The organism is Micromonospora sp. AMSO12t (genome assembly GCF_008806585.1).
GTDB classification, from domain to species: domain Bacteria; phylum Actinomycetota; class Actinomycetes; order Mycobacteriales; family Micromonosporaceae; genus Micromonospora; species Micromonospora reichwaldensis.
Genome location: NZ_WAAS01000004.1, coordinates 16,208 through 40,905, shown reverse-complemented (window position 1 = coordinate 40,905; position 24,698 = coordinate 16,208). Strand labels below are relative to the sequence as shown.

At 73.2% G+C, this 24,698-nt stretch carries 16 protein-coding genes; 3 read left to right on the top strand and 13 right to left on the bottom strand.

The features are described 5' to 3' along the window. Nucleotides 1-3: 3 nt before the first annotated feature. The 5 genes from F6X68_RS01335 to F6X68_RS01315 are packed head-to-tail and all read right to left on the bottom strand — an operon-like array spanning nucleotide 4 to nucleotide 8,851. A complete protein-coding gene (locus F6X68_RS01335; RefSeq protein ID WP_370518892.1) occupies nucleotides 4-5,211 on the bottom strand; it encodes a type I polyketide synthase in 5,208 nt (1,735 codons plus the stop codon). A 30-nt stretch (nucleotides 5,212-5,241) separates the two neighbouring features. After that, nucleotides 5,242-5,583, bottom strand: a complete 342-nt coding sequence (locus F6X68_RS01330) for a hypothetical protein (RefSeq protein ID WP_151452496.1) — start codon at nucleotides 5,581-5,583, stop codon at nucleotides 5,242-5,244. Nucleotides 5,584-5,588: 5 nt separating this feature from the next. Beyond that, nucleotides 5,589-7,157, bottom strand: coding sequence for a fatty acid--CoA ligase (locus F6X68_RS01325; protein ID WP_225851891.1), 1,569 nt, complete (start codon nucleotides 7,155-7,157; stop codon nucleotides 5,589-5,591). Nucleotides 7,158-7,194: 37 nt separating this feature from the next. Then, nucleotides 7,195-7,767 (bottom strand): FcoT family thioesterase, encoded by a 573-nt coding sequence (locus F6X68_RS01320; RefSeq protein ID WP_151452495.1) that lies wholly within the window; start codon nucleotides 7,765-7,767, stop codon nucleotides 7,195-7,197. A 55-nt stretch (nucleotides 7,768-7,822) separates the two neighbouring features. Continuing rightward, nucleotides 7,823-8,851, bottom strand: coding sequence for an AfsR/SARP family transcriptional regulator (locus tag F6X68_RS01315; protein ID WP_192581223.1), 1,029 nt, complete (start codon nucleotides 8,849-8,851; stop codon nucleotides 7,823-7,825). A 290-nt stretch (nucleotides 8,852-9,141) separates the two neighbouring features. On the opposite strand from F6X68_RS01315, the gene F6X68_RS01310 reads away from it, so the two are divergent. The 3 genes from F6X68_RS01310 (at nucleotide 9,142) to F6X68_RS01300 (ending at nucleotide 13,694) form a co-directional block, all read left to right on the top strand. Then, nucleotides 9,142-11,445 carry a TOMM precursor leader peptide-binding protein gene (locus F6X68_RS01310; RefSeq protein ID WP_151452493.1) on the top strand — a complete coding sequence of 768 codons (2,304 nt, stop codon included), beginning with the start codon at nucleotides 9,142-9,144 and terminating at the stop codon, nucleotides 11,443-11,445. A gap of 44 nt (nucleotides 11,446-11,489) precedes the next feature. Then, nucleotides 11,490-12,959, top strand: a complete 1,470-nt coding sequence (locus F6X68_RS01305) for a SagB family peptide dehydrogenase (RefSeq protein ID WP_151452492.1) — start codon at nucleotides 11,490-11,492, stop codon at nucleotides 12,957-12,959. Between the two features lie 129 nt (nucleotides 12,960-13,088). After that, nucleotides 13,089-13,694 (top strand): DNA-binding response regulator, encoded by a 606-nt coding sequence (locus tag F6X68_RS01300; protein WP_132240694.1) that lies wholly within the window; start codon nucleotides 13,089-13,091, stop codon nucleotides 13,692-13,694. Here F6X68_RS01300 and F6X68_RS01295 read toward each other — a convergent pair. From F6X68_RS01295 to F6X68_RS01260, 8 genes are all read right to left on the bottom strand, one after another. Beyond that, nucleotides 13,590-14,789, bottom strand: coding sequence for a histidine kinase (locus tag F6X68_RS01295; RefSeq protein ID WP_151452491.1), 1,200 nt, complete (start codon nucleotides 14,787-14,789; stop codon nucleotides 13,590-13,592). The genes F6X68_RS01300 and F6X68_RS01295 overlap by 105 nt on opposite strands. Nucleotides 14,790-15,333: 544 nt before the next feature. Then, nucleotides 15,334-15,909 carry a sigma-70 family RNA polymerase sigma factor gene (locus tag F6X68_RS01290; protein WP_151452490.1) on the bottom strand — a complete coding sequence of 192 codons (576 nt, stop codon included), beginning with the start codon at nucleotides 15,907-15,909 and terminating at the stop codon, nucleotides 15,334-15,336. A gap of 263 nt (nucleotides 15,910-16,172) precedes the next feature. Continuing rightward, nucleotides 16,173-16,952: an ABC transporter ATP-binding protein gene (locus F6X68_RS01285; protein ID WP_151452489.1), complete on the bottom strand. Its 780-nt coding sequence runs from the start codon at nucleotides 16,950-16,952 to the stop codon at nucleotides 16,173-16,175. Further along, nucleotides 16,949-18,049 (bottom strand): iron ABC transporter permease, encoded by a 1,101-nt coding sequence (locus F6X68_RS01280; protein ID WP_151452488.1) that lies wholly within the window; start codon nucleotides 18,047-18,049, stop codon nucleotides 16,949-16,951. The genes F6X68_RS01285 and F6X68_RS01280 overlap by 4 nt, the downstream gene beginning before the upstream one ends. A 5-nt stretch (nucleotides 18,050-18,054) precedes the next feature. After that, complete coding sequence (locus tag F6X68_RS01275; protein WP_151452487.1) at nucleotides 18,055-19,083, bottom strand: ABC transporter substrate-binding protein; 1,029 nt, start codon at nucleotides 19,081-19,083, stop codon at nucleotides 18,055-18,057. Next, on the bottom strand, nucleotides 19,080-20,561 hold the full coding sequence (locus tag F6X68_RS01270; protein WP_151452486.1) for an MFS transporter: 1,482 nt from the start codon (nucleotides 20,559-20,561) through the stop codon (nucleotides 19,080-19,082). The genes F6X68_RS01275 and F6X68_RS01270 overlap by 4 nt, the downstream gene beginning before the upstream one ends. Continuing rightward, nucleotides 20,558-24,388, bottom strand: coding sequence for a non-ribosomal peptide synthetase (locus tag F6X68_RS01265; protein ID WP_225851890.1), 3,831 nt, complete (start codon nucleotides 24,386-24,388; stop codon nucleotides 20,558-20,560). The genes F6X68_RS01270 and F6X68_RS01265 overlap by 4 nt, the downstream gene beginning before the upstream one ends. Continuing rightward, the gene (locus F6X68_RS01260; protein WP_225851889.1) at nucleotides 24,381-24,650 is read right to left on the bottom strand and encodes a phosphopantetheine-binding protein; all 270 of its coding nucleotides are present in this window, start codon (nucleotides 24,648-24,650) and stop codon (nucleotides 24,381-24,383) included. Before F6X68_RS01260 ends, F6X68_RS01265 begins: the two co-directional genes overlap by 8 nt. Nucleotides 24,651-24,698 lie beyond the last annotated feature (48 nt).

Genomic DNA, 24,698 nt, shown 5'->3' with positions numbered 1-24,698 from the left:
TGGTCAGCTCCCCGCTTCCGTCGTCGCTTCACCGAGGTCGGCGAGCGCCATGCTGATCAGTGCGTCGGCGTCCATGTCGTCGATGGATCCGCTGGGTGCGGCGTCCGGCTCGGCGGCGGCGACCCGGACGCCGCCCAGTTCGAGCAGGCTGTCCATCAGGCCGGCGTCCCGGAGCCGGCTGAGGGGGATGGCGAGCAGGATGCGGCGGACCTCGTCCTCCGGCAGCCCGCCGTCGCTGCCGGTGTCGGGGACGAGCCGCTCGTACAGCAGCTCCGCGACCGCGCGGGTGTTGGGCCGGTCGAAGGTCAGGGTGGCGGGCAACCGCAGGCCGGTCGCGGCGTTGAGCTGGTTGCGCAGTTCCAGCGCGGCGAGCGAGTCGAAGCCCAGCTCGGTGAAGGCGCGACCGGGGTCGACGGCGTCGGGGTCGCGGTGCCCGAGCACCGTCGCGACGTTCGTGCGGACCAGGTCCAGCAGCAGGTCCGCGCACTCCGGTCCGGACCGGCCGGCCAGGCGCGCGGCGAGGCCGTCGCCGGTGGAGGCCGCCCGCCGGGTCCGGGGGCGGACCAGGCCGCGGTAGAGCGGACCGTCGACCACACCGAGGTCGAGCCCGATGGGTACGAGGACCGGCGCGGCGCAGGTGAGCGCGGCGTCGAAGAGGCGCAGGCCCTCGTCGACCGGCAGGGCGCGTACGCCCGCCTGGGCCAGCCGCTGCCGCTCCGCGCCGGTCAGCTCGCCCGCCATCCCCCCGTCCCACATGCCCCACGCCAGGGACTGCCCGGTCAGGCCGGCCGCCCGGCGTCGCACGACAAGCGCGTCGAGGAACGCGTTCGCGGCGGAGTACGCCGCCTGGCCCACGTTGCCGAACACGCCCGCCGCCGACGAGAACACCACGAACGCCGACAGGGGCGTCCCGGCCGTCACCTCGTGCAGATGCCACGCCGCGTCCACCTTCGGCGCCAGCACCCGGTCGAGGCGCTCCGGCGACAACGACGCCAGCAGACCGTCGTCCACCACGCCGGCGACGTGCACGACCGCCGACAGGTCGCAGCCGGCGACCAGCTTCGCCACCGCGTCCCGGTCGGCCACGTCGCAGGCCGCCCAGCGCACCGACGCGCCCGACGCGGTCAGCTCCGCCGCCAGCTCCTCGGCGCCCGGGGCGCTCGCGCCACGGCGGGACACCAGCAGCAGGTCGCGCACCCCGTGCACCGCCACCACCTGCCGGGCCACCACCGCGCCCAACGCGCCGGACGCGCCGGAGACCAGCACCGTCCCGGCGCCGAGGTCCGTGGCGACGGGGTCGGCGGTGGCCGCCCGGGCCAGCCGGGCGGCGTACGGGACGCCGTCGCGGACCACGAGCTGCGGCTCGTCGTCGGCCAGCAGCACGTCGCCGTCGACCAGGACGACGCGGTCGGGGTGCTCGGCCTGGACCGAGCGGACGAACCCCCAGACGGCGGCGCCCGCGAGGTCGGTGACGTCCTCGCCGGGCAGGGCCACCGCGCCGCGGGTACGCACGACGATGCGGGAGCCGGCGGGTTCGGCCAGCCAGGACGTGAGCTCGTCGAGGACGCGGTGCAGCACGGCGCGGACGCCGGCCGGGGTGTCCGCCGGGGCGGAGGCGGGCGGGAACGTGGTCGTGTCGAGCAGCCGTACGTCCCCGTCCTGCCTTGGGGCTGCCGGCACGGGGGTCCAGGTCAGCTCGTACAGCGAGTCGTGGTGGGTCGGGCGGGCGTCGAGCGCGCCGACCGGCCGGGTCTCCAGCCTGCCCACCGACACCACGGGGGCGCCGGTGCCGTCGGTCGCGGTGATCGCCCAGCCGGAGTCGACGGGGGCGATGCGGACCCGCAGGGCGGTGGCGTTCGTGGCGTGCAGCACGACCTGCTGCCACGAGAACGGGAGCACGGTGTTGCCCGTGCCGGCGGGGTCGGCCAGCAGCGGGGCGTGCAGCGCGGCGTCCAGCAGGGCGGGGTGCAGCGCGAACCGCTCGTCCGCCTCGGGGAGGGTGACCTCGGCGAACAGTTCGTCGCCGCGTTCCCAGACCGCCGTGACGCCACGGAACGCCCGCCCGTACTCGTAGCCGGAGTCGGCGAGCCGGTCGTAGGCGTCGGTCAGGTCGACCGGCCGGGCGTCGGCGGGGGGCCACTCGGTCACGGTGTCGGGCGCGGTGACCGCTTCCGCGGCGACGAGTCCGGTGGCGTGCGCCGTCCAGCTCTCGGTGTGCTCGCCGCGCGAGTGGATCTCGACGGTGCGGCGGCCCTCCCCGTCCGGCTCGCCGACGCGCAACCGCAGTTGCACCGCGCCGTCGGCGGGCAGGACCAGCGGGGCGACCGTGGTCAGCTCCTCCAGCACCGGGCAGCCGACCGCGTCCGCGGCGTGCACCGCGAGTTCGACGAGCGCCGCGCCGGGAACGAGCACGACGCCCGCGACGACGTGGTCGGCGAGCCACGGGTGGGTGCCGGTCGACAGCCGGCCGGTGTAGACGACGCCGTCGAAGTCGGGCAGCGCGACGGCCGCGCCGAGCAGGGGGTGCTCGGTGTCGGCGAGCCCGAGTCGGCTCGCCGCCCCGGTCGCGGCGGTGTTCTCCGCCCAGTACCGCTGGCGTTCGAAGGGGTACGTCGGCAGCTCCGTGGTCCGGGCGCCGGCGAAGAACGTGGGCCAGTCGACCGGGACGCCGCGGGTGTGGAGCGCGGCGACGGCCCTGGTGAGCGTGTGCGTCTCGGGTTGTCCTCGGCGGGTGGTGGCGATGGCGGTGGCGTCGCCGGTGGCGGCGGCCGTGGCGAGGACGGTGTCGGGGCCGATCTCGAGGAAGGTGTCGACGTGGTGGGTGGTGGTGAGGGTGGTGACGGCGCCGTGGAAGCGGACGGCCTGGCGGACCTGGTCGACCCAGTGGTCGGCGGTGGGCCGCAGTGGTTGGCCGTCGACGGTGGAGACGAGGGGGATGCGGGGTTCGTGGTGGGTGACGGACGCGGCGACGGCCCGGTAGTCGTCGAGCATGGGGTCCATCAGGTGGGAGTGGAAGGCGTGCGAGACGGTGAGGCGCTTCGTGCGGTGGCCCTGGGCGGCGAGTGCCTCGGCGGCGGCGCGGGTGGCGGCCTCGTCGCCGGAGATGACGACGTTGGTGCCGGTGTTGACGGCGGCGATGCCGACGGTGCCGGTGAGGTGGGGGGTGACCTGTTCCTCGGTGGCTTCGACGGCGATCATGGCGCCGCCGGCGGGGAGGGCCTGCATGAGGCGGGCGCGGGCGGCGACGAGGGTGGCGGCGTCGGTGAGGTCGAGGATGCCGGCGATGTGGGCGGCGGCGAGTTCGCCGATGGAGTGTCCGGCGACGGCGTGGGGGTGGACGCCCCAGGATTCGAGGAGTCGGTGCAGGGCGACCTCGAAGGCGAACAGGGCGGGTTGGGTGTAGCCGGTCTGGTGCAGCTCGTCGGTGTCGATGACCTCGCGTAGGGGCCGGTCGAGGTGCTTGTCGAGGGCAGCGCAGGCTTCGTCGAAGGCGGTGGCGAAGACGGGGTACGCGGCGGCGAGTTCGGCGCCCATGCCCGGCCGCTGCGCCCCCTGCCCGGTGAACAGGAAGGCGAGCCGCCCGCCCGTGCCGGCGGGGGTCGGCTGCACGCCGGCCTCCAGCGCGCGTACCAGCTCCGCGAGGTCGCGGCCCACCACCGCGGCGCGGTGCTCGAACGCGGTGCGCCCGACGGCCAGCGTGAACCCGACGGCCAGGGCGAACCCGACGTCCTCGGGATCGCGGCCCGCCACCGCGCCGGCCAGGCGCGCGGCCTGCGCCCGTACCGCCTCCGGAGTCCGTCCGGAGAGGACCCAGGGGATCACCGGCGGTTCGGCCGCGGCGACCGGCTCGGGGGCCTCCGCCGGCTCGGGCTCCTCCAGCACCACGTGCGCGTTGGTGCCGCTGATGCCGAACGACGACACGGCGGCACGACGCGGGCGGTCGCCGGCGGGCCACGCCACCGGCTCGGTCAGCAGCGACACCGCCCCCGCCGACCAGTCGACCTTCGGGGACGGCTCGTCGACGTGCAGGGTGCGCGGCAGCAGCCCGTGCCGCAGCGCGCCCACCATCTTGATCAGGCCGGCGACGCCGGCCGCGGCCTGGGTGTGACCGATGTTCGACTTGATCGAGCCCAGCCACAGCGGCCGGTCCCGGTCCCGCCCGTAGGTGGCCAGGATCGCCTGCGCCTCGATCGGGTCCCCCAGGACCGTGCCCGTGCCGTGCGCCTCGACCACGTCGACCTGGCTCGCCGACAGCCGCGCGTTGGCCAGCGCGGCCCGGATCACCCGCTGCTGCGCCGGCCCGTTCGGGGCGGTCAGGCCGTTCGAGGCCCCGTCGGAGTTGACGGCCGTGCCGCGAACGACCGCCAGCACCCGGTGGCCGTTGCGCCGCGCGTCCGACAGCCGCTCCAGCACGAGCACGCCGACGCCCTCGGACCAGCCGGTCCCGTCGGCGGCGGCGGCGAAGGACTTGCAGCGGCCGTCCGGCGACAGCCCGCGCTGCCGGGAGAACTCGATGAACGTCTCCGGGGTCGCCATCACGGTCACGCCGCCGGCCAGCGCCAGCGTGCACTCGCCGTTGCGCAGCGCCTGCCCGGCGAGGTGCAGGGCGACCAGGGAAGACGAGCAGGCGGTGTCGACGGTGACCGCCGGCCCCTCCAGCCCGAACGTGTACGCCACCCGGCCCGAGGCGATCGAGCCCGTGGAGCTGTTGCCCGTGTAGTCGTGGTACATCATCCCGGCGAACACGCCGGTGGCACTGCCCCGCAGCCCCACCGGGTCGATGCCCGCGTTCTCCAACGCCTCCCACGAGGTCTCCAACAGCAGCCGCTGCTGCGGGTCCGTGGTCAACGCCTCGCGCGGGCTGATCCCGAAGAACTCGGCGTCGAAGTCCGCGGCGTCGGGCAGGAAGCCACCCTCGCGGGTGTACGACCGGCCCGGCGTGCCCGGGGTCGGGTCGTACAGCTCCCCCACGTTCCAGCCCCGGTCCGTGGGGAAGCCGCCGATCCCGTCGCGTCCGGCGGCGACCAGGTCCCACAGGTCCTCCGGCGTACGCACGCCCCCCGGATACCGGCACGCCATGCCGACGATCGCGATGGGCTCGTGCGCGGCCTCCTCCGCGTCACGCAGCTTCCGCCGCGTCTCGCGCAGCTCCGCTGTCGTCCGCCTGAGGTAGTCGAGCAGCTTTTCCTCGTTGTCGGGCATCGACGTCACTCCAAGGGCGGACCGGTGGGGGATCGTGTGCTAGAGCGGGATGTGCCCGTGCGCGCCGCGCCGCCGGACGGGGCCGGCGGCGAGCGCGGACACGGGACGGGCCCGGGTGTCCTCCGGGCGGACGGCCTCGTCGACCAGGCCGAGGTCGGGTGCGCGGCCGGGGCCGCCCACGACCCGCGCGTGGTCTGCGACGCCCCGTGCCACGAGTTCGCGGCGTCCGGTCCCGCCGGGCGCCGCGATCGTCGTGCGGTGGATGGCGACGACCTCGGCGAGGGCGTCGAGCAGCGTGGCGTCGAGCAGCGTGGCGCCGCGCCGCCGCGCCGGCCGGGACAGCCGGTGCAGCGGGGCGCGGCATTCGCGCTCGGTGGTCATCGCGATCAGCTCACCCTGCGCTCGTGACCCTGCCAGAATCGCTCGCGCAGCTCGCGGCGCAGGATCTTGCCGCTGGGGTTGCGGGGCACCCGGTCGATGAACTCGTAGTGCAGGGGCTGCTTGAAGGCGGCGAGCTTGCCGCGCAGGTGCAGGGCGAGGTCACTCTCGGTGAGCTGCTGCCCCTCCACCGGCACCACGAACGCGTGCACGGCCTCGCCCCAGCGCTCGTCCGGCACGCCCACGACGGCCGACTCGGCGACCAGCGGGTGGCGCCCGATGACGTGCTCGACCTCCGCCGGGTAGACGTTCTCCCCCGCCACGATGATCATGTCCTTGATCCGGTCCCGGATGAACAGGTAGCCGTCCTCGTCCAGCACCCCCGCGTCACCGGTGACGACCCAGCCGTCGACGAGCGTCTTCGCCGTGGCCTCGGGCAGGTTCCAGTACTCGACCATCGCCGCCGGCGTACGCAACCAGACCTCGCCGATCTCGCCGGGCGGCAGCGGCTCGCCCCGGCTGTCGGCGATCTTGACCTCGAAGCCCGGGTAGGGGCGTCCCGCCGCCTGCATCCGGCCGCTGTCCGGCGTGTGGTCGGCCGGGGGCAGGCAGATGGCCGTGTTGCCGGTCTCGGTCAGCCCGTAGATCTGGGCGAACTCGCAGCCGAAGCCCTCGACGCAGCGGGCCAGCAGCGCCGCCGAGATGGGCGCGCCACCGTAGACCACCTTGCGCAGCGAGGTGAAGTCCTCCTTCGACACGCCGGGCTCCGCCAGCAGCAGCCGCAGCATCGCGGGCACCAGGCAGGCGGTGGTGACGCGCAGCGTCCTGATCAGCTCGACCGCGCCCGCCGTGGTGAACTCGCGCATGACCACGTTCGTCACGCCCGACACGAAGCCCTGCGTCGCCCACCACAGGCCGCCGATGTGGAAGCCGGCCATGCCGACGAGGCTGACGTCGCCCTCGCGCCAGTCGATCCAGTCCAGCTCCGCCGAGGCGAGCGCCTGGCGTACCGCGAAGAAGCTGCGGTGCGCGAGGACGACGCCCTTCGGCAGGCCCGTCGTTCCGCTTGTGTACATCTGCACCAGCGGCGTGTCGGGGGTGACCCTGGCCAGCACGTTCGCGTCCGGCTGCGCCGACACCCAGGCGGTGAAGCCGGCCCCGGCGGCACCCGGCTCGTCGAGCCCGACCACCCCGGTCAGCGTCGGCAGTTCCGCCGCCAGCTTCTCGGCGACGGCGGCCGAGTCCGAGTCGACGAAGAGCAGGGCCGCGCCCGAGTCGCGCAGGATGTGCTCGACCTCGCCGGCGGCCAGCCGCCAGTTGATCGGCACCAGCACCACGCCCGTCTTCGCGGCGCCGAAGAGCAGCTCGTAGTAGTGCTCGGACTCCCTGCCCAGGTAGGCGATGCGGTCACCGGGGCGCAGGCCCGCCGCCTGGAGGGCGCGCGCCACCTGGTTGCTGACGCGGTGCAGGGTGGCGTAGTCGACGCGCCGGCCCTCGCAGACCATGGCGACGACGTCCGGCTGCTGGACGGCGTGCCTGCGCACCACGTCGACGAGGGTGCGCAACTGAACAGTCACCGGGGTCCTCCTCAGGGGACGTACGGGTGGAGGCGGCTCACGCCGCGTCGGCCTGGAAACGCATGCCGGGCGGGTTGACCAGCGCCATCCGTACCTCGCCGTCGGCGACGCCACCCTGGGTGTCCCAGAAGCGCCAGGGCATGTCGATGATCTGGACCGGCTTGCTGCGGTTGCGCTCGCTGAACTCGGCGAAGGAGACCTCGCCGTGGAACGACGACGAGTCGATCGGCCGGCGGAACCTGCTGGTGAAGTTCGCGATGAGCATGTCCGGCAGCTGCTTGGCCCAGTAGTCCTCCATCGTCCACGCGGCCAGCGCGGGCACCGCCCGGTCCTGGACGCACTTGGCGATCAGGTAGTACATGAGCTGGTTGAAGCAGATGTTCACCTCGACCGAGTTGAGGTGACCGGTGTCGTCGATGTAGCACGGGTACGGGATGGCGAACTCGCCCTCCGCGCTCGCCAGCCCGTTGGCGACGGTGACCGTCGCGGACTTGAGGTACTGGGTCTTCGGCCTCGCGTACGGGCGCAGCACGTCCGAAAGCAGTCCCGGGTCGTTGGCAAATGTCGCACGCCCGATAGGCGCACTGTTCTTCACCGGCGATGTGGTCATTGCTATTCCTCCTTTGCGCACGAGTGCGAAATTGAAGGTAATCGCGGCCGGCCCATCAGCCGGTAACAGCGGAAGAACTCAGCCGACGCCCGTGGCGGACCCGGCCGACGAGCCGGTCCAGCAGCATGTCGGAGGTGAGCGACAGGTCCGCGAGCAGCGGGTCGGTCGACAGCAGCGCCAGGTGCAGCGCCTGGATCCGCTCCGAGGGCTCGATGCCGAGTTCGTTCATCATCCGCCGCCGGAACCGCAGGTAGACCTCCAGCGCCGCCGGCGTACGCCCCGACCGGTGCAGCGCGAGCATCAGCATCGTGTGCGCCGACTCGTGCAGCGGGTGCTCCACGACCAGCGACGCGAGCTCGGAGGTCGCCTCCCGGTGCCGCCCCAGGCAGAGGTCGGCGTCGATCCTGGTGGTGTACGCGTAGAACCGCCGCTCCTCGAGCCGCGCGGCCTGGGCGCGCAGTTGCGGGCCCCACTGGCCCTGGTGCACGACGTTGCCGCGCCAGAGCGCCAGCGACCGGCGCAGGTGCGCGCCCGCCTGTTCGTAGTCGCCCGCGTGCATCGCCGCGGTGCCCGCCGTGACCAGCTCGTCGAACTCGACGATGTCGAGCTGCTTCGGGTCCACCCGCAGCGTGTAGCCCCCGGAGCAGGTGAGCAGGACGTCGCGCGCGATGTCCTCGACGGAGCCGCCGAGCACGCCGCGGAAGAGCTTGCGCACCTTGAACATGTACGTCTGGAGGGTGGCGTGGGCGGTGCGGGGCGCCCCCGTGCTCCACAGCTCCCGGACGAGCACCGACGCGCCGACCGGCTGGTTCACGTTGAACAGCAACGCGGACAGGACCAGCCGCAGCTTCGGTGCGCTCGGTGCGATGTCGACCCCGTCGTGCCGGATGACGAGCGGGCCGAGCAGTTCGAACCGCAGCCCGGCGAGCGGGTTCCCCGCCGGGTGCCGTGGTGGCACGACCGGCGGCGGCTCGGGGCGCCGGACTTCCGTCGCGGGTTCGGCCGCCGACTCCAGCAACGCGGCGAGGAGCGTCAGTTTCTCCTCGTGCGACATCGATCCCAGTTCCGCAAACTTGGTAATCATTTCGCCGACCTCGCTATCAGTCGGATCCACCGCACTTTCCACCGCCGACGAGTGCGTCGGCGACTGGTTCCGTGACGGGAGCGACGATTCCGACCAGGGGGAGTCAGGACAGGCTTCCACGCTATTCCAAGCGAAGGTCGAGCCGATAGTGACCGCGTCATGGACGGGCATGACCAAACGAGGGGGCAGCATGTGACCGCGGCACTTGCCCGCAGCCTGCGCTGCCGCGAGGCTGGCTGGAGGCACGCTGGAGTGTCGCTGGAGCGGCACTGGTCGAGCAGGGAGCAGCCATGTCGGGTGGGGATGCACAGCTGCGCGTCGGGTTCAAGCGGCACCTGCGGGCCCACGTGGTACGCGGTGACGCGGTCTACCTGCTCTCCGAGCGCGGCGCGACCTCGGTCAGCGGGGCGCACGTCGAGGCCCTGGCCCCGCTGCTCGACGGCACCCGTGACCTGGCGGAACTCGTCCGGGACAGTCCGGCCGGGATGTCGCCCGCCGAGATCGGCACGGTCGTCCGGCGGCTCGTCGACGCCGGCCTGGTGACGCTGCGGCCGGCGCGGGAGGCGGAGGCCGACGAGCCCGCGCTCGCGTACTGGGAGGCGGCGGGTCTGGACCCCACCGCCGCCGTACGGGCCACCGCCGCCGCCCGGGTCGACCTCGTCCGCGTCGGCGGCCGTGCGGCGGATGCCGTGGCGGCGACAGACGCGCTGCGCGCGGCCGGGTTGACGGTGACGCCGGTGTCCGGGAACTTTTCGGCCCCGTCCGCCGACTTATCGATTGTGCTCTGTGAGGACTACCTCGACGAGGGGTTGGCTGCCGTCGACGCCGCGCATCGCGCGGCAGGCCGGCCCTGGCTCCTCGCGAAGCCGGGCGGCGCACAGGTGTGGGTGGGGCCCGTGTTCGACCCCGCCGCCGCGACGGGGTGCTGGCACTGTCTGGGGCACCGGCTGCGCGGCCACCGCCAGGCCGAGACGCGCCTGCGCGCCGTCGTCGGCTCCGACACGGAGATCGGCACCCCGCCGGTGTCGCTGCCCCCGCTCGGCGCCGCCGCCCTGCACCTGGTGGCGTTGGAGGCCGCGAAGTGGACGGCCGGGCTCCGGCACGACGGGCAGCGCACGGTGTGGACGTTGGACAGCGTCACCCTGCGCGGCGCCCACCACGAGGTGCGCGCCCGGCCGCAGTGCCCCGAGTGCGGCGACCCCGGCATCGAGCGGGACCGGGCGTTCCGTCCGGTGCCGCTGCGCAGCCGGCCGAAGGCGTCCCGCAGCGGCGGCAGCCACCGCGCCCTGCCGCCGGAGCGGGTGCTGCGCGACTACGGGCACCTGGTGAGCCCGGTCAGCGGCGTGGTCAAGGAGATCACCCGCGACGGGCGGGGCCCGGCCTTCTTCAACTCGTTCCGCTCCGGCCCGAATCTCGCGATGACCACCCGCAGGAACGCGGAGCAGATGCGTTTCGCGCTGCGGGCCGAGAACGGCGGCAAGGGCGTGACCCCCGTGCACGCCGAGGTGAGCGCGCTGTGCGAGGCCATCGAGCGGCACAGCGCGTACTTCCACGGCGACGAGGCCCGGGTCACCGGCAGCTACACCGAGCTGGCGGGCACCGCCGTCCACCCCGACGACTGCCTGCTGTTCGACGAGCGGCAGTACGCCGACCGCGACCGCTGGAACGCCACCTGCTCGCCGTTCCAGTACGTGTGCGCGCCGTTCGACGACGCGGCCGTGACGAGCTGGACGCCGGTGTGGTCGCTCACCGAGCAGCGGCACCGCCTGCTGCCCACCTCGATGCTCTACTTCAACGTGCCGGAGCAGCACGGCGGCATGTCGCTGTGCGCGGACTCCAACGGCAACGCCGCCGGCAGCAGCCTGGAGGACGCGCTGCTCCAGGGCCTGCTGGAGGTGGTGGAGCGCGACGCCGTGGCCCTCTGGTGGTACAACCGCACCCAGGCCCCCGCGGTGGACCTGGACAGCTTCCGCGACCGCTGGATCGACGAGCTGCGGGAGGTCTACGCGGGCCTGCACCGCGAGGTGTGGGTGCTGGACGTGTCGTCGGACGTCGGGATCCCCACCATGGCCGCGCTGTCCCGGCGCACCGACAAGCGGTGCGAGGACATCATGTTCGGCTTCGGCACCCACCCCGACCCGCGGGCGGCGCTGGTCCGCGCGCTCACCGAGATGAACCAGTTGATGCCGACCGTGGCGGAGGTCGGCGGCGACGACGGCGGGTACGGCTGGTCCGATCCGGACGCCGTACGGTGGTGGCGCACCGCCACCTGGGCCGGGGACGCCTACCTGCGGCCCGATCCGGCGGTGCCGGCGCGCCGGCTCGCCGACTACCGCCACACCCCGACGGACGATCTGCTGGCCGACGTCCGCTCGGTGCAGCACAGGTTGGAGGCACTGGGGCTCGACGTGCTCGTGCTCGACCAGACCCGCCCGGACGTCGGGCTCCCCGTGGTGAAGGCCATCGTGCCGGGGATGCGCGGCTTCTGGGCGAGGTTCGCGCCGGGCAGACTGTTCGACGTCCCGGTGCAGCTCGGCAGGCTCGACCGCCCCACGGAGTACGAGAACCTCAACCCGATACCACTTTTCGTGTAGAGCGGGGTGCACGTGGCCCCAGCCACGCCCGTCGAGGAGCCAGGTTGCCATCCGACGCCGACACGTCCCGCCCCGGACCGAGCCTGTCGCTGTGGTCCTTCCGGGACGACGTGACCATCGAGACGGCTGAGGACGGCAGTCTGACCATCCTCACCCGCTGGGGCGACGTCCCGGTGGGCCGCCCCGCGCCCGCCGTCGAGGAGGTCCTGCACCGCATGACCTACGGGCCGGTCGCGCTCGGCAACGTCGCCGGGCTGGACGGGCGCGCCCTCCGGTCGGTCCTCGACCGGCTGCCCGGCCGGATAGTCCGCTCGCTCGGCTCGCGGGACTCGCCGGTGCCGCTGCTGTCCGTCCAGCCGGTGTCCCCGCTGGGGGTGTTCGAGCTGCCGGAGGTGGCCGAGGACCAACCGGTCAGGCTGTCCCGTTTCGCGTTCGCCCACCAGCGGGACGGCGAGCTGGTGCTCGAGTCCCCGCTGTCGCACCACCGGGTGGTGCTGCACCGGCCGCAGGTGTCGCTGGTGCTCGGCGCGCTCCCCCGCGCGACCACCGTCGTCGAGGTGGCGCGGCGGGTCGGCCTGGCGCTGCCCGGGGTGGCCGACATCGTCGCCTATCTGGTCGGCACGGGCATGGTCGTCGTCGGTGAGGCCGGCACGTCGCGGTTCCACGAGGACTCCGACCCCACGCTGGCGATGTGGTCGCCGTACGACCTGCTGTTCCACTCGCGCAGCAGGCTCGGCACGCACGACGACCCCGCCGGCGCGACGTTCCGTCACCTCGCGACCCTGCCGCCCCCGGCCGCCGTCAAGCCGGCGCCCGCCGGGCCGCGGATCCCGATGTACCGGCCGCCCGTCTCGGTTCCGCACGGGATGACGCTCACCGAAGCCGTCGACCGGCGCCGGTCCACCCGCGCGTTCGCCGAGGCGGCGCCGTCGACCCGCGAACTCGGGGAACTGCTGTTCCACGCGGCGCGGGTCCGGATGCAGACGGTGGCCACGGCTCCCGACAACGTGCGGTACACGGTGACGCGACGGCCGTATCCCAGCGCGGGTTCGCTGTACGAGCTGGAGTTGTACCTGACGGTGGACCGCTGCCCGGACCTGCGGCGCGGGATCTACCACTACAGCCCGGTCGAGCACGCGCTGACCCTCGTCAACGCCAGTCCGGCGGACATCGACGAGATGCTCGTCAACGCCCGGGTGTCCGTCGGGGACCGGCGGCCCCCGCCGGTGCTGATCACCATGACCGCGCGGGTGGGCAGGCTCTCCTGGGTGTACGACAGCATCTCCTACGCCACCACCCTGAAGCACGTCGGCATGCTCCAGCAGACGCTCTGCCTCGTCGCCACGATGCTCGGGCTCGCCACGTGCGCCCTGACCATGGGCGACGCCAGGGTTTCCGCATCGGCGTTCGGGCTCGACTGGCCGGCGGAGGTCGGGGTCGGCGAATTCGCCATCGGACTACCCGAAAACGACATGTCCTGTAACGACGAGTACCTGGGCGTGCACGGAATGTGAATGGGTCGATCGACCGTCGGCAAATGGCTCGGCGACGCTTCGCACGTGGGCGCGAAAACAGCATTCAGGATGTGTGCGGGCGCGTGATAGAACGGGGTTAATTGCGCCGGCCCGACAGGGGATGCCAAGTTGATCAAGGTGTTGTTGGCCGAGGACATGCACATGGTCCGCGATGCGCTGGTCGCGTTGCTCAACCTGGAGCCGGACATCGAGGTCGTCGCCGCGGTCGCCTCGGGCACGGAGATCCTCCCCATGGCGCGGCGGTTCCGGCCCGACGTCGCCGTGATCGACATCGACCTGCCGGGCAAGGACGGGCTCTCCGCCATCGCCGACATCCAGGCCCACCTGCCGGAGATCCGCACCCTGGTCCTGACCGCGCTCGGCCGACCGGGCACCCTGCGCCGGGCGTTGTCCGCGAAGGCGACCGGCTTCCTGCTGAAGGACGCCCCGACCGAGCAGCTGGTCGACGCCATCCGCAGCGTCGCCGCCGGTCGCCGGGTCGTCGACAGCCAACTCGCGATGTCCGCCTGGGACAGCGCCGAGTGCCCCCTCACGGCGCGCGAGACCGAAGTCCTCCGCCTCACGGCGGAGGGACTCCAGGCCGTCGACATCGCGGCGCAGATGTTCCTGTCAGTCGGCACCGTCCGCAACTACCTGACCACGATCGTCAACAAGCTCTCCGCGCGCAACCGCGTCGACGCCATCCGGGTCGCCCGGGAGGCCGGCTGGTTGTGACCGGGACGCCCCGTGGCGCTCCAGCCGCAGGGGCACCCGGGCGCAGAGCCGGAACTGGTCCGGCTGCTGGTCGACCGTCAGCGAGCCGCCGATCTCCTCGGCGCGTACGCACAGGTTGCGCAGCCCGTTCCGCCCGCTGCCCGGGTCCCTGGGCGGCCCGACGGCCAGGTCGTCGTTCACGATCTCGATCCAGGCGTCGTCCTGCGTCTGCCGGATGGTGATGTCGCAGCGCTTGGCCTTGCTGTGCCGCAGGATGTTGGTCACCCCCTCCCGCAGCACCGTGGCGAGCACCGTGCTCACCTGGACCGGCAGGTCCAGGTGGTCGCTGTCCAGCCGCACCTGGATGTCCGCGGCGGACAGCACGGACACGGCGGACCGGCACTCCTCCTCCAGCGACAGTTCGCGGTAGCCACTGGCGACGGTCCGCGCGTCGGAGAGGGCGACCCGCGATATCTCCAGGATCTCCAGCAGCTGGTCGCTCGCCTCCTGCGGCGACTTCTCCATCAGCCGGTGCACCAGCTCGATCTTGAGCGAGATGGCGGACAGGCTGTAGCCGAGCAGGTCGTGCAGGTCGCGGGCGAACCGCAGCCGCTCCCGCAGCACCGCCATGCGGGCGATCTCCGCACGGCTCTCCTGCACCTCGACGACGAGGGCGGTCAGCCGGGACAACCCGTACACCACGAGCCCCGTCGTGACGGTGGAGATCGCGGTGTAGAGCATGTCGATCGGAGCACGGGTGAAGATCCACTGTGCGACGGCCATCGAGGCGACGATGAGGACGAAGGTCACCCACGCCGTGACCGCCCGCAGCACGAGCAGCACGCTGCCGGCCAGGAAGCCCGGCATGCCGACCCACGCCTGCCCGAAGGTCAGGATCGGCAGATAGACCAGCGCGGCCTGGGTGGCGAGGACGCCGTAGCCCAGCGGCGTGCGCAGGCGTCCGTTGTCCCGGCCGTACCACAGCAACTGCATCGCCATCAGGACGGCGATGCACGTGAACGACAGCGCGATGGCCACTGGACCGACCGGCAGGAACATGACGTGGATGAAGCCGATGAGGCTGATGCTTGCGAAGACGGCGGTGACGACGCCCATCGCGAGACGGGGCGCCGGTAGCGGCGCGGCCCCTCGCGATGATGAGCGCCCTGATGTGACGGAGAGGTTCACGGCAGCAGCGCTCTCGTTTGTTCTAGCGCAGCCAGCGTACGCCCAGAGGCCAACTGGCCCCGTACCCGGTGTGGCCGGCCCCCCGCCAGCCGCGATGCCCGGTAGCGGGCGTCGATCCAACAACCACGACACACTCCCCAGTGATCGACCCGAGGGCGGGAATGCCTCGTCGACCCGCGCAACAACCCGGTGCGGCCGATCGGACGCCGACAGGCGTCGCACCCCACAGAGTTGTTACGCAACGCAAACGTTTTTGACGGATTCCCGGCCCCGAATTGCGATGTGCCCTTACGGACACCTTCCCCCTTGAGGGTCGACCTTTCCACAAAAAAATGACGGCCGTCAAGCCGTCCACCCCTGGCCGCCGCAGCGCGAAAGGGTCCTAATCGATGCTAGGGAACATTTGCCACCGTCACGTCATATCCTCTAGTAGGGACATTTGACGCGGTGACCGCCGCGCGGTGGCGAGGGCCTACCGGGGCAGCGCCGGACGCCGCCGAGGGGCCGGTGCCAGGACCGACACGAGGTCGCGGCGGGCCCGCGCGACGCGGGAGCGGATCGTGCCGACGGGACAGCCGCACAGTGCGGCCGCCTCCGCGTAGCCGAGGCCCACGACCTGGGTGAGCACGAACGCGGCACGGCGGGCCGCGGGCAGCGTGCGTACCGCGAGGTTGAGCGCGACCGTGTCGTCCGGGCCGGGCAGGTGGTGGGCCGCGGAACGCTCCGCGGTGGCCTGCCAGTCCTGGTCGGACACGATCCGGGGCCGGCTCGCGGCGGCGCGGAAGTGGTCTGCGGCCACGTGCCGCGCGATGGCCAGCAGCCAGGACCGTGCGTGGTGGCGCCCGGTGAACTGGTGCGCGCTGCCCAGCGCGCGGACGAACGTCTCCTGCGTCAGGTCCTCGGCGTCGGCGTACCCGACCAGGTAGACCAGGAATCGCCAGACGTCACGCTGCGTGCTGCGGACGAGAGGATCCGCCGCGGAACGGTCGCCGCGCCCGACGGCCAGGGCCAGAGCCGTGACCGCGCTTTCTTCCAGTGGCTCCGACATGAATTCACGGTAACCATGCGGGATGCCGAGAAGAAGGGATTCCAGTGGCAGTCCAGTCGGCCTCATCGCCGGGAACCAGAATTCGATGGAACCGTTCGGCCAGCGTGCCGGGCGTCCCGGGGACCGCGCGGCGCACGGGCGCGGTGAAGGCGGCGACGGGCGCGCGCCCGACGGGGGCCGCGCGCCCGGGGCGCGCCGCCCGCCCGTCGGGACGCCGCCCGGCCGGATCCGGCCGGGCGGCGGGCACGTCCGCCGCACCCGGCTCAGCCCGTCTTGGCCAGCGGCCGGGCGCCGTACGTGACGCGGACGACCCCGTCCTCGTGACGTTCCGTCTCGGCGGTGACCCCGAAGACCCCGGACAGCACCTGGGGCGTGAGCGCCTCCAGCACCGGCCCCGACGCGACCACCTCCCCGCGGTCCAGCACGACGAGGCGGTCGCAGCTGCGCACCGCGAGGTCCAGGTCGTGCAGCACCGCCAGCGTGGTGACGGCCAGCGTGTGCACCAGTTCCAACAGCTCGAACCGGGCCCGGATGTCCAGGTGGTTGGTCGGCTCGTCGAGCACCAGGAGCTGCGGCTGCTGGGCCAGCGCCCGGGCGAGCAGCACCCGCTGCCGCTCACCGCCGGACAGCGAGCCGTAGATCCGGTCCGCGTGCCCCAGCATGCCGGTGCGCTCCAGCGCGTCGGCGACGATGTCGTTGTCGTCGGCCGTCTCGCGGTCGAACACCCCCTTGTGCGGGGTCCGGCCCAGCGCGGCGACCTCCCGCACGGTCAGGCCCGGCGGGGTGGGGCTGTTCTGCAACACGGCGGCGGTCCGCCGCGCGGCCGCCCGCGCCGACAGCGACCAGACGTCCTCGTCGCCGAGCAGCACCTGCCCGCCGGCGGGCCGGACCGACCGGTAGATGGTCCGCAGGAGCGTGGACTTGCCGCTGCCGTTGGGGCCGATCAGGCCGACGACCTCGCCGGGCGCGACCTCCATGCTGACGTCGCGGAGGATCGGCGTACCACCGATGGAGACGCACACCTGCTGCACCTGAAGCTTCATGAGTGGGACAGGCTCCTATCCCGGCGCATCAGCCAGATGAAGAACGGTGCGCCGAAGAGGGCGGTCAGGATGTTGAGGGGCAACTCGTTCGGCGGGTCGACCGTCCGGCACAGCAGGTCGACGATCACGAGGTAGACCGCGCCGACGAGGGCCGCGAGGGGCAGCACCCGGCGGTGGTCCACGCCGAACGCGAGCCGCACCAGGTGGGGCACCATCAGCCCGACGAAGCCGATGCCACCGGCCACGGCGATGAGCACGCCCGCGAGCAGCGACGTCAGGACGATCGACACGATCCGCAGCCGCTTGACGTCGATCCCGAGGGCGGTCGCCGACTCGTCGCCGGTGACGAGCGCGTTGAACTGCCGGGCGTACATGGTCAGCAGCACGGTCACCGCGAGGACGACCACGCCCGCGACCTGGAGTTGCTCCCAGCGGGCGCCCGCGACGCTGCCGAGCAGCCAGAACATGATCTGGCGCATGTTGTTGGGCGTCGTCTGCAACTGGAGCAGGCTCGTGATCGAGGTGAACACGTAGCTGATCGCGACCCCCGCGAGTACGAGCCGGACCGGGTTGAGCCGGCCGTGTTGCTGCCCGAGGGTGAAGACCAGCGCCACCGCCAGCATCGCGCCGACGAACGCCGCGCCCGACACCCCGAGTCCGCCGGCCGCGCCGGCGCCCAGCGCCATCACGGTGACGGCGCCGACCGAGCCGCCCGCCGACACGCCGAGGATGAAGGGGTCGGCGAGCGGGTTGGCCACGAGGGCCTGCAGCACGACGCCCGCTACCGCGAGCCCGGCGCCGCACAGCGCGGCCAGCAGCACCCGTGGGATCCGGAAGGTCCAGACGATCTGGTCGTGGGCCGGGTCCACGGCGGGGGTCGCCCCGGTCAGGTGCGCCCAGACGATCCGGCCGGTGTCGCCGATGGAGACCGGCACCGAGCCGACGGCCGCCGCGACGAGGATCAGGACGACCAGCAGTACGCCGAGCACGAGCAGGCACAGCGGCAGGGGCGCGCCGTGCAGGGGGGCCGGCCGGGTGGCGGGGCGCTTCGGCGCGGCCGACACCCGGCCGTTGGTGGAACGCGACAAGGTGGTCATGGCGCTCAGAACGCCTCGGGGTGCGCGGCCTGCGCGATCTTGGCGACCGCGAGGTGGTTGCTGGGGCCGAGGTAGATCGAGTCGGACAACACGACGTAGCGGTTGTTCTTCGCCGCGTCCCACTGCGGGAACTGGGCGAGCAGCTTCTTCGCGTCCGCGTCCGGATCCTTCGACATGTAGTTCACGACGAGCAGGACGTCCACGTCGGCCTTGGCGACCTGTTCGCGGGAGAGGTTGGCGAACATCTGGTCGGTGGCGCCCTCGAAGGCGTTCACCGCACCCGACTTGGCCATGATGTCGTTCCAGATCCCGTTGCCGCCGACCGAGCTGAACTCCCCACCCATCGCCATGCCGGGGATGATCAGCATGACCTTCTGCTTCGGCAGGCTCGCGGTCTTCGTCCCGACCTCGGCGATGCGCGCCTTCGAGTCGGCGATGATCTTCTCGGCGCGCTCGGACACCCCGAAGATGGCCCCGAGGTCGCGCAGCAGCGCGTAGCTGTCCTCGACGGTCGGCGTGCCGGAGACCGTGCCGACCTCACCGCACGAGCTCTTCGGGGCGTACGTGTTGGCCCCCACGGCCGCGAGGTCGTCGCGGGTGGCGAAGCCCGCCTCGGCGCGGAAGCCGCCGTCGTACGTGGAGATCACGAAGTCGGGCGTCAGCCCGATCATGGCCTCGCGCGGGATGTCCGACATGTCGTTGAGCTTGATGTTGCCCGTCGGCAGCTTCTTGATCGCGTCGACCCGGCCGTCGACCTCGGAGGCGCCGTAGGACTGCGCGTTGGCGACGATCCGGTCGGCGACGCCGAGTTCCAGCAGCGCGGAGACCTCCGCGACCGACCCGCCGTTCATCACGACCACGCGGCTCGGCGCCTGCTGGTAGGTGTACTTCTTGCCGCAGTTGCTGATCGTCACCGGGTAGCCCGCCTTCGGCGGGTCGTTCGACTGGCCGGCCTCGCTCTTGGCCGTCGAGCATGCCGTCGTGAGAAGCAGGGCGGCGACGGCCGCCGCGAGGGGGAGTCGCTTGAGTTTCATCCGGTCCTCCGAGCAGTTGACGTGGCGACGGGCGACGGCGCCGCCGCCTCTTCCGCTGCCGCGGCCGCGGCCGCGGGCTTGGGCAGGTGGTGCAGACGGACACTGACCAGGCCGGCGCAGATCGCGGAGGCCGCGAGCAGGAGCGCGGTGACCGCGAAGGCCGTCGCGTGGTCGGCGAAGGGCACGTCGGGGTCGCCGGGCGTCGCGCCGAGCACGGTGCGGTAGCAGACCCCCGCGACCGCGACCCCGAGCGCCAGGCCGAACTGCGTCACGGTGGTCGCCATGCCGGACGCCGCGCCCGCCTCGGCGGGCCTGACCCGGCCGAGGATCCCGGCCACCAGGGGTGAGACGACCAGGCCCTGCCCGAAGCCGGCCAGCGTGACCACCGCGACGAGCATGGGCGCCTGCGCGGACTCGGGCGCCTGGACGACGGCCGCGCTGGCCAGCAGGACGGCGGCGAGCAGGCCGCAGCCCACGGCCGGGGTCGGCGCCGGGACCAGGCGTGCCACCCGGCGGCTCGCCGCGGAGCCCAGCGAGAAGCCGATCCCGAGCGGTACGAACATCAGCGCCGCCGTGAGCGGCGTGAAGCGCAGCCCCGTCTGCAGGTAGTAGGTGAACACGAGGAAGAGCCCCGAGTTCGTGGCGAACAGCGCCAGCACGGTCACCAGGGACAGCCGCATCCCGGGGGCGGTGACGACCCGCGGCGGGAACAGCGGCTCGCCGCCCTCGCGATGCAGGCGCCGCTGCTGGCGCACCAGCACGACGGCCAGGACGAGGGCGAGCGGCACGCCGAGCCACAGCCACGGCGAGCCGTCCGTCCCGAAGACCAGGGGCACGAGCAGGGCCGGCGCCGCCACGATGGTGAGCGCCGCGCCCGCGAGGTCGAGGCGGTGCGGCGCCTTCGGCACGGTACGCGGCAGGATCCCGCCCAACGCCAGGATCGCGATCCCGACGGGCACGTTGACGAGCAGCGCCGGCCGCCAGCCGAGGCCGAAGAGGTCGGCCTCGACGATGAGACCGCCGCCCGCGATGCCGCTGATCACGCCCAGGCCGATGACCACGCCGTAGACGCTGATGGCCCTCGCCAGCCGCTCCGGGTCCTGCATCGTGGCCCGGATGATCGCGAGCACCTGGGGTGCCATGAACGCCGCCGTGGCGCCCTGCAGGAAGCGGGCCACGATGAGCAGGTCGGCGTCCGGCGCGATGCCGCACAGCAACGAGGTCACCGTGAAGCCGGCGACGCCCCAGAGGAACACCGTGCGGTGGCCCATCCGGTCGCCGAGCCGCGCGCCGGTGACCATCAGGGCCCCGAAGGCGATCACGTACGCGGCGCCGACGAACTGGATCTGGTCGAAGCCCGCGTCGAGGTCGCGCTGGATGGACGGGCTGGCCACGTTGACGACGAAGCCGTCCACCTGGGTCATGAACGTCGCGGCGAGAACCGCGCCGAGTCCGAGCCACTCACGCCGTTCGCTCATGTTGCCCTCCGATGATCGCCGACAGGTGCGAGTACGGCGCCGACCCGCGCCAGGGGACCGGCGGCGAGCATGCCGTCGTGGGTGCAGTCCAGCCGGTGCACGTCGATGCGCCCGTCGACGTGTGGCTCCCAGCTCCGCGGGCCGGGCCAGTCCGGTGTCTTGCCCTCGGTCGCCTCGACGACCAGCACGTCGCCGCCGAGGCGCCGGGGCGTCCAGCCGGCGGCGAGCCGCGAGTTGCGCGCGAAGGCGTCGTACGCGAGGCGACGCTGCGCCTCGTCGAGGCCGCCGAGCACGGCCTGGCCGAGTACGGCGGCGGCGGCGTCGTGCTCGGCGGGCGGCGGCAGCTCCCGCCAGGCGGCCGGCACCGGATACGAGTCGAGCAGCGCGAGCAGGGCCACCGCCTCGCCGGCCTCCGCGAGCTGCGTGGCCATCTCGTGGGCCACCAGGCCGCCGAACGAGGCGCCGAGCAGGTGGTAGGGCCCGGCGGGCTGGATCTCACGGATGCGCCGCACATGGTCGGCGGCCAGGTCGGCGACGCTCGCGCACCCGGCGGCGGCGACCGACTGGAGTCCGTACACCGGGCGGTCGGGCAGGCTCGCCAGCAGCGCGGCGTACGACCACGCCAGCCCGGTCGCCGGCGCGACGCAGAACAGCGGCGGCCCGCTCCCCCGCGTCCGCAGCGGGAGCAGCACCTCCGTCGAGCCGCCGGCGGTGTCCGTGGCGAGCGCCGGCGCGAGCTTCGCGACGGTCGGCGCCTCGAACACCGTCCGGATGCTGATCTCCACGCCGAACTCGGCGCGTACCCGGCCCATCAGCCGGGCGACGAGCAGGGAGTGCCCGCCGAGCGAGAAGAAGTCGTCGTCGATGCCGACCTCCGGCAGGCCGAGCAGGTCGGCGAAGAGACCGCACAGGACCGCCTCGCGGTGGTCGCGGGGCGCGCGGCCGCCGACGGTCGCGGTCAGGTCCGGCGCGGGCAGCGCCGCGCGGTCGAGCTTGCCGTTCGTGGTACGCGGGATCGCCTCCAGCGCGACGAACGCGGGCGGCACCATGTAGTCGGGCAGCCGCTCCGCCACGAACTGCCGCAGCGCGGCGGGCTCCGGCGCGGCGTCGCCCACCGGCACGACGTAGCCGACGAGCCGCACCTGACCGGGCGCGTCCTCGCGGGGCACCACCGCCGCCTGGGCGACCGCGGGGTGGGCCAGCAGGACCGCCTCGATCTCCCCCGGCTCGATGCGGAAGCCCCGGATCTTGACCTGGTCGTCCGCGCGGCCGAGGAACTCCAGAGTGCCGTCGCGCCGCCAGCGGGCGAGGTCGCCGGTGCGGTACATCCGGCTGCCCGGGGGCCCGAAGGGATCCTTCACGAACCGCTCCGCGGTCTGCTCCGGACGGTCGTGGTAGCCGCGGGCGACCGGCGCCCCGGCGAAGTACAGCTCGCCCACCGTGCCCGGCGGCACGAGCCCGCGCGCCGGGTCCAGCACGTACGCCCTGGTGTTGGTCAGCGGCCTGCCCACGATCGGGTCGGCGCTCTCGGAGAGCCGGCACCAGAGGGTGTCGACGGTGCACTCGGTGGGGCCGTACAGGTTGTAGACGGTCGTGCCGGCGTCGCGCAGGGCCGTCCAGAGCGCGGGGCCGGTGGCCTCGCCGCCGAGCGCGAGCACGGCGGGCCGGTGCCGGCCGGCGTCGAGGAAGCCGTTCGCCACCAACTCCTCGGCGTACGTGGGGGTGATGTCCATGAAGTCAATCTCGTGCCGGTCGACGTAGTCGAGCATCGCGGCGGGGTCCCGACGCCGGTCGTCGTCGACGAAGTGCAGCTCGTGGCCGTCGAGCAGCCACAGCAGGCCCTCCCACGACGTGTCGAACGACAGCGACGCGGACAGCGCGGCCCGGCACACCCGGCCGGCGGCCGCCGGCCGGATCATCGTGTCGCGGTGGTGGTGGAAGAGGTTGACCAGACCACGGTGCTCGACCACGACGCCCTTCGGCACGCCGGTGGAGCCGGACGTGTAGATGAGGCAGGCCGCGTGCTCCGGCGCGAGGCCGGTGTCCGGTACGGGCGCGTCGGGCGCCTCGGCCAGCTCCGCGACGGTCGCGGGGGCGTCCACGAGCAGGACCGGGACCTCCGACTGCCGGTGCCCGGCCCACAGCGCCCCGGTGGCGAGCAGCACGACCGGCGCGCTGTCGGCGAGCATCGCCGCGACCCGCCGGGCGGGCAGGTCCGGGTCGACGGGCACGTACGCGGCGCCGGCCTTGAGCACGGCGAGCAGCGCCACGATCGCCTCGGAGGTGCGGGGCAGCAGGAGCCCCACGTGCCGGTCGGGGCCGGCCCCCCGGGCGACGAGCAGGTGGGCGAGGCGGTCGGCGCGGCGGTCGAGTTCGGCGAAGGTCAGCGTGGCGTCGCCGGCCACCAGCGCCGTACGGTCCGGCGTCGCGGCGGCCTGTGCCGCGAACAGCGCGGGTACGGTCACCGCCGGCAGGGGCCGGGCCGTGTCGTTCCACTCCTCCAGGAGGAGCCGGCGCTCGCCGTCGAGGAGCAGGTCGACGTCGGCGACCGGGGTGTCGGCGGCGTCGGTCACGCGGCGCAGGAAGGCCAGGAACCGGGTCAGGTGACCGGTGAGCTCCTCGTCGTCGTAGCAGTTCGGGTTGGCGTCGAGGACGATGCGCAGCCCGCTGCCGTCCGCCCGGTCGTACACGTGGACCACCAGGTCCTCGACGAGCCCGGCGCTGACGTTGTGCACGACGCCCCGGTGCCCGGCGAAGCGCAGGCCGTAGTCGAACGGCATGATGTTGACCGACGGGCCGAACAGCTTGCGCTCGCTGGCGACCATCCGCAGGTCGCGGCGCAGTTGCTCGTAGCGGTAGCGCAGGTGCGGGCGCCCGGCCCGCAGCTCCGCCGCGACCTGCCCGGTGAGGCTGGCCAGCGTGGCGGTGGGCTCGACGCGGACCCACAGCGGCACGACGTTGGTGACCATGCACGGCACCCGCAGCGACACCGAACCGAGCCGCGACATGACCGGCAGCGCGAGGGTCAGCTCGTCCGCGCCGGTCATCCGGTGCAGGTACGCCGCGAAGGCCGCGATGACGGTCTCGCTCCACGTGGTTCCGGTGGCCTTCGCGACCGCCTTCAACGCGTCGATGCCGGCGGTGTCGAGGTCCGCCGTGGCGCGCAGCACCGTCCGCGCCAGCTTCCCGGTGCGGCGGGCGAGCACCACCGGCGCCGGCCTGCCCTGCGCCCGGGACGTCCAGTGCTCGCGGGCGGCGGCGTACCTGTCCGAGTCGGCGTAGGCCCGGTCCTCGTCGACCACGGCGGCCAGCGCCCCGAACGTCCGGGGCGGGGGGTCCCGGCCCTCGACGAGGGCGGTGTAGAGCTCGGCGACCCGGCGGGCGACCAGGGACAGCCCGTATCCGTCCAGGGCGATGTGGTGCACGCGCTGGTACCACAGGAGGTGGTCCGGGCCGAGCCGGAGGAACGCCTGCCGGAACAGCGGGTCCTTGCGCAGGTCGACGGGGGTGTCGAGGTCCGCCCGCATCCAGGCCGTCGCGGCGGCGAGCGGATCCGCCTCGGCACTGGTGTCGATGGTGTGCAGCGGCCACGACTCGTCGTCGCGGGGGCGTTGCCACGGGCGCCCGTCGGCGTCCTCCTCGAACACCACGTTCAGCGCCTCGGCCTCGCCGACGGCCCCGCGCACGGCCGCCTCCAGCAGCCGCGCGTCGACCGGGCCGCGGATCTCCACGTACTCGGCGGTGTTGAAGGCGGGGCTGTCCGGGTCGAACTGCTGACCGGTCCAGATGCCCTCCTGGGCCGCGCCCAGCGGCAGCGGCTCAGCCATCGCCGCCCACCAGCAGCTTCACCCAGTGCTCCACCGTCGGCCGCTCGGCCAGGTCGACGAAGCTGACTTCGGCGCCGGCGTCGCGCCACCGCTCGATGAGCGTCATCAGCCGCACCGAGTCCAGGCCGCAGTCGAACAGATCCTCCGCGTCGAAACTTTCGTCCGGGCGACGGTGGAGCATCTCGGCGACGTCCGCCCTGATCCTCGCCGCCGTCAACTGACCTGCCACGTCATGCCTCTCGACCTCGTGCGATGTGGACACCGGTGGGATCCGACGGTCGACGCCGTCGGATCCCACCGCGGATCGAAC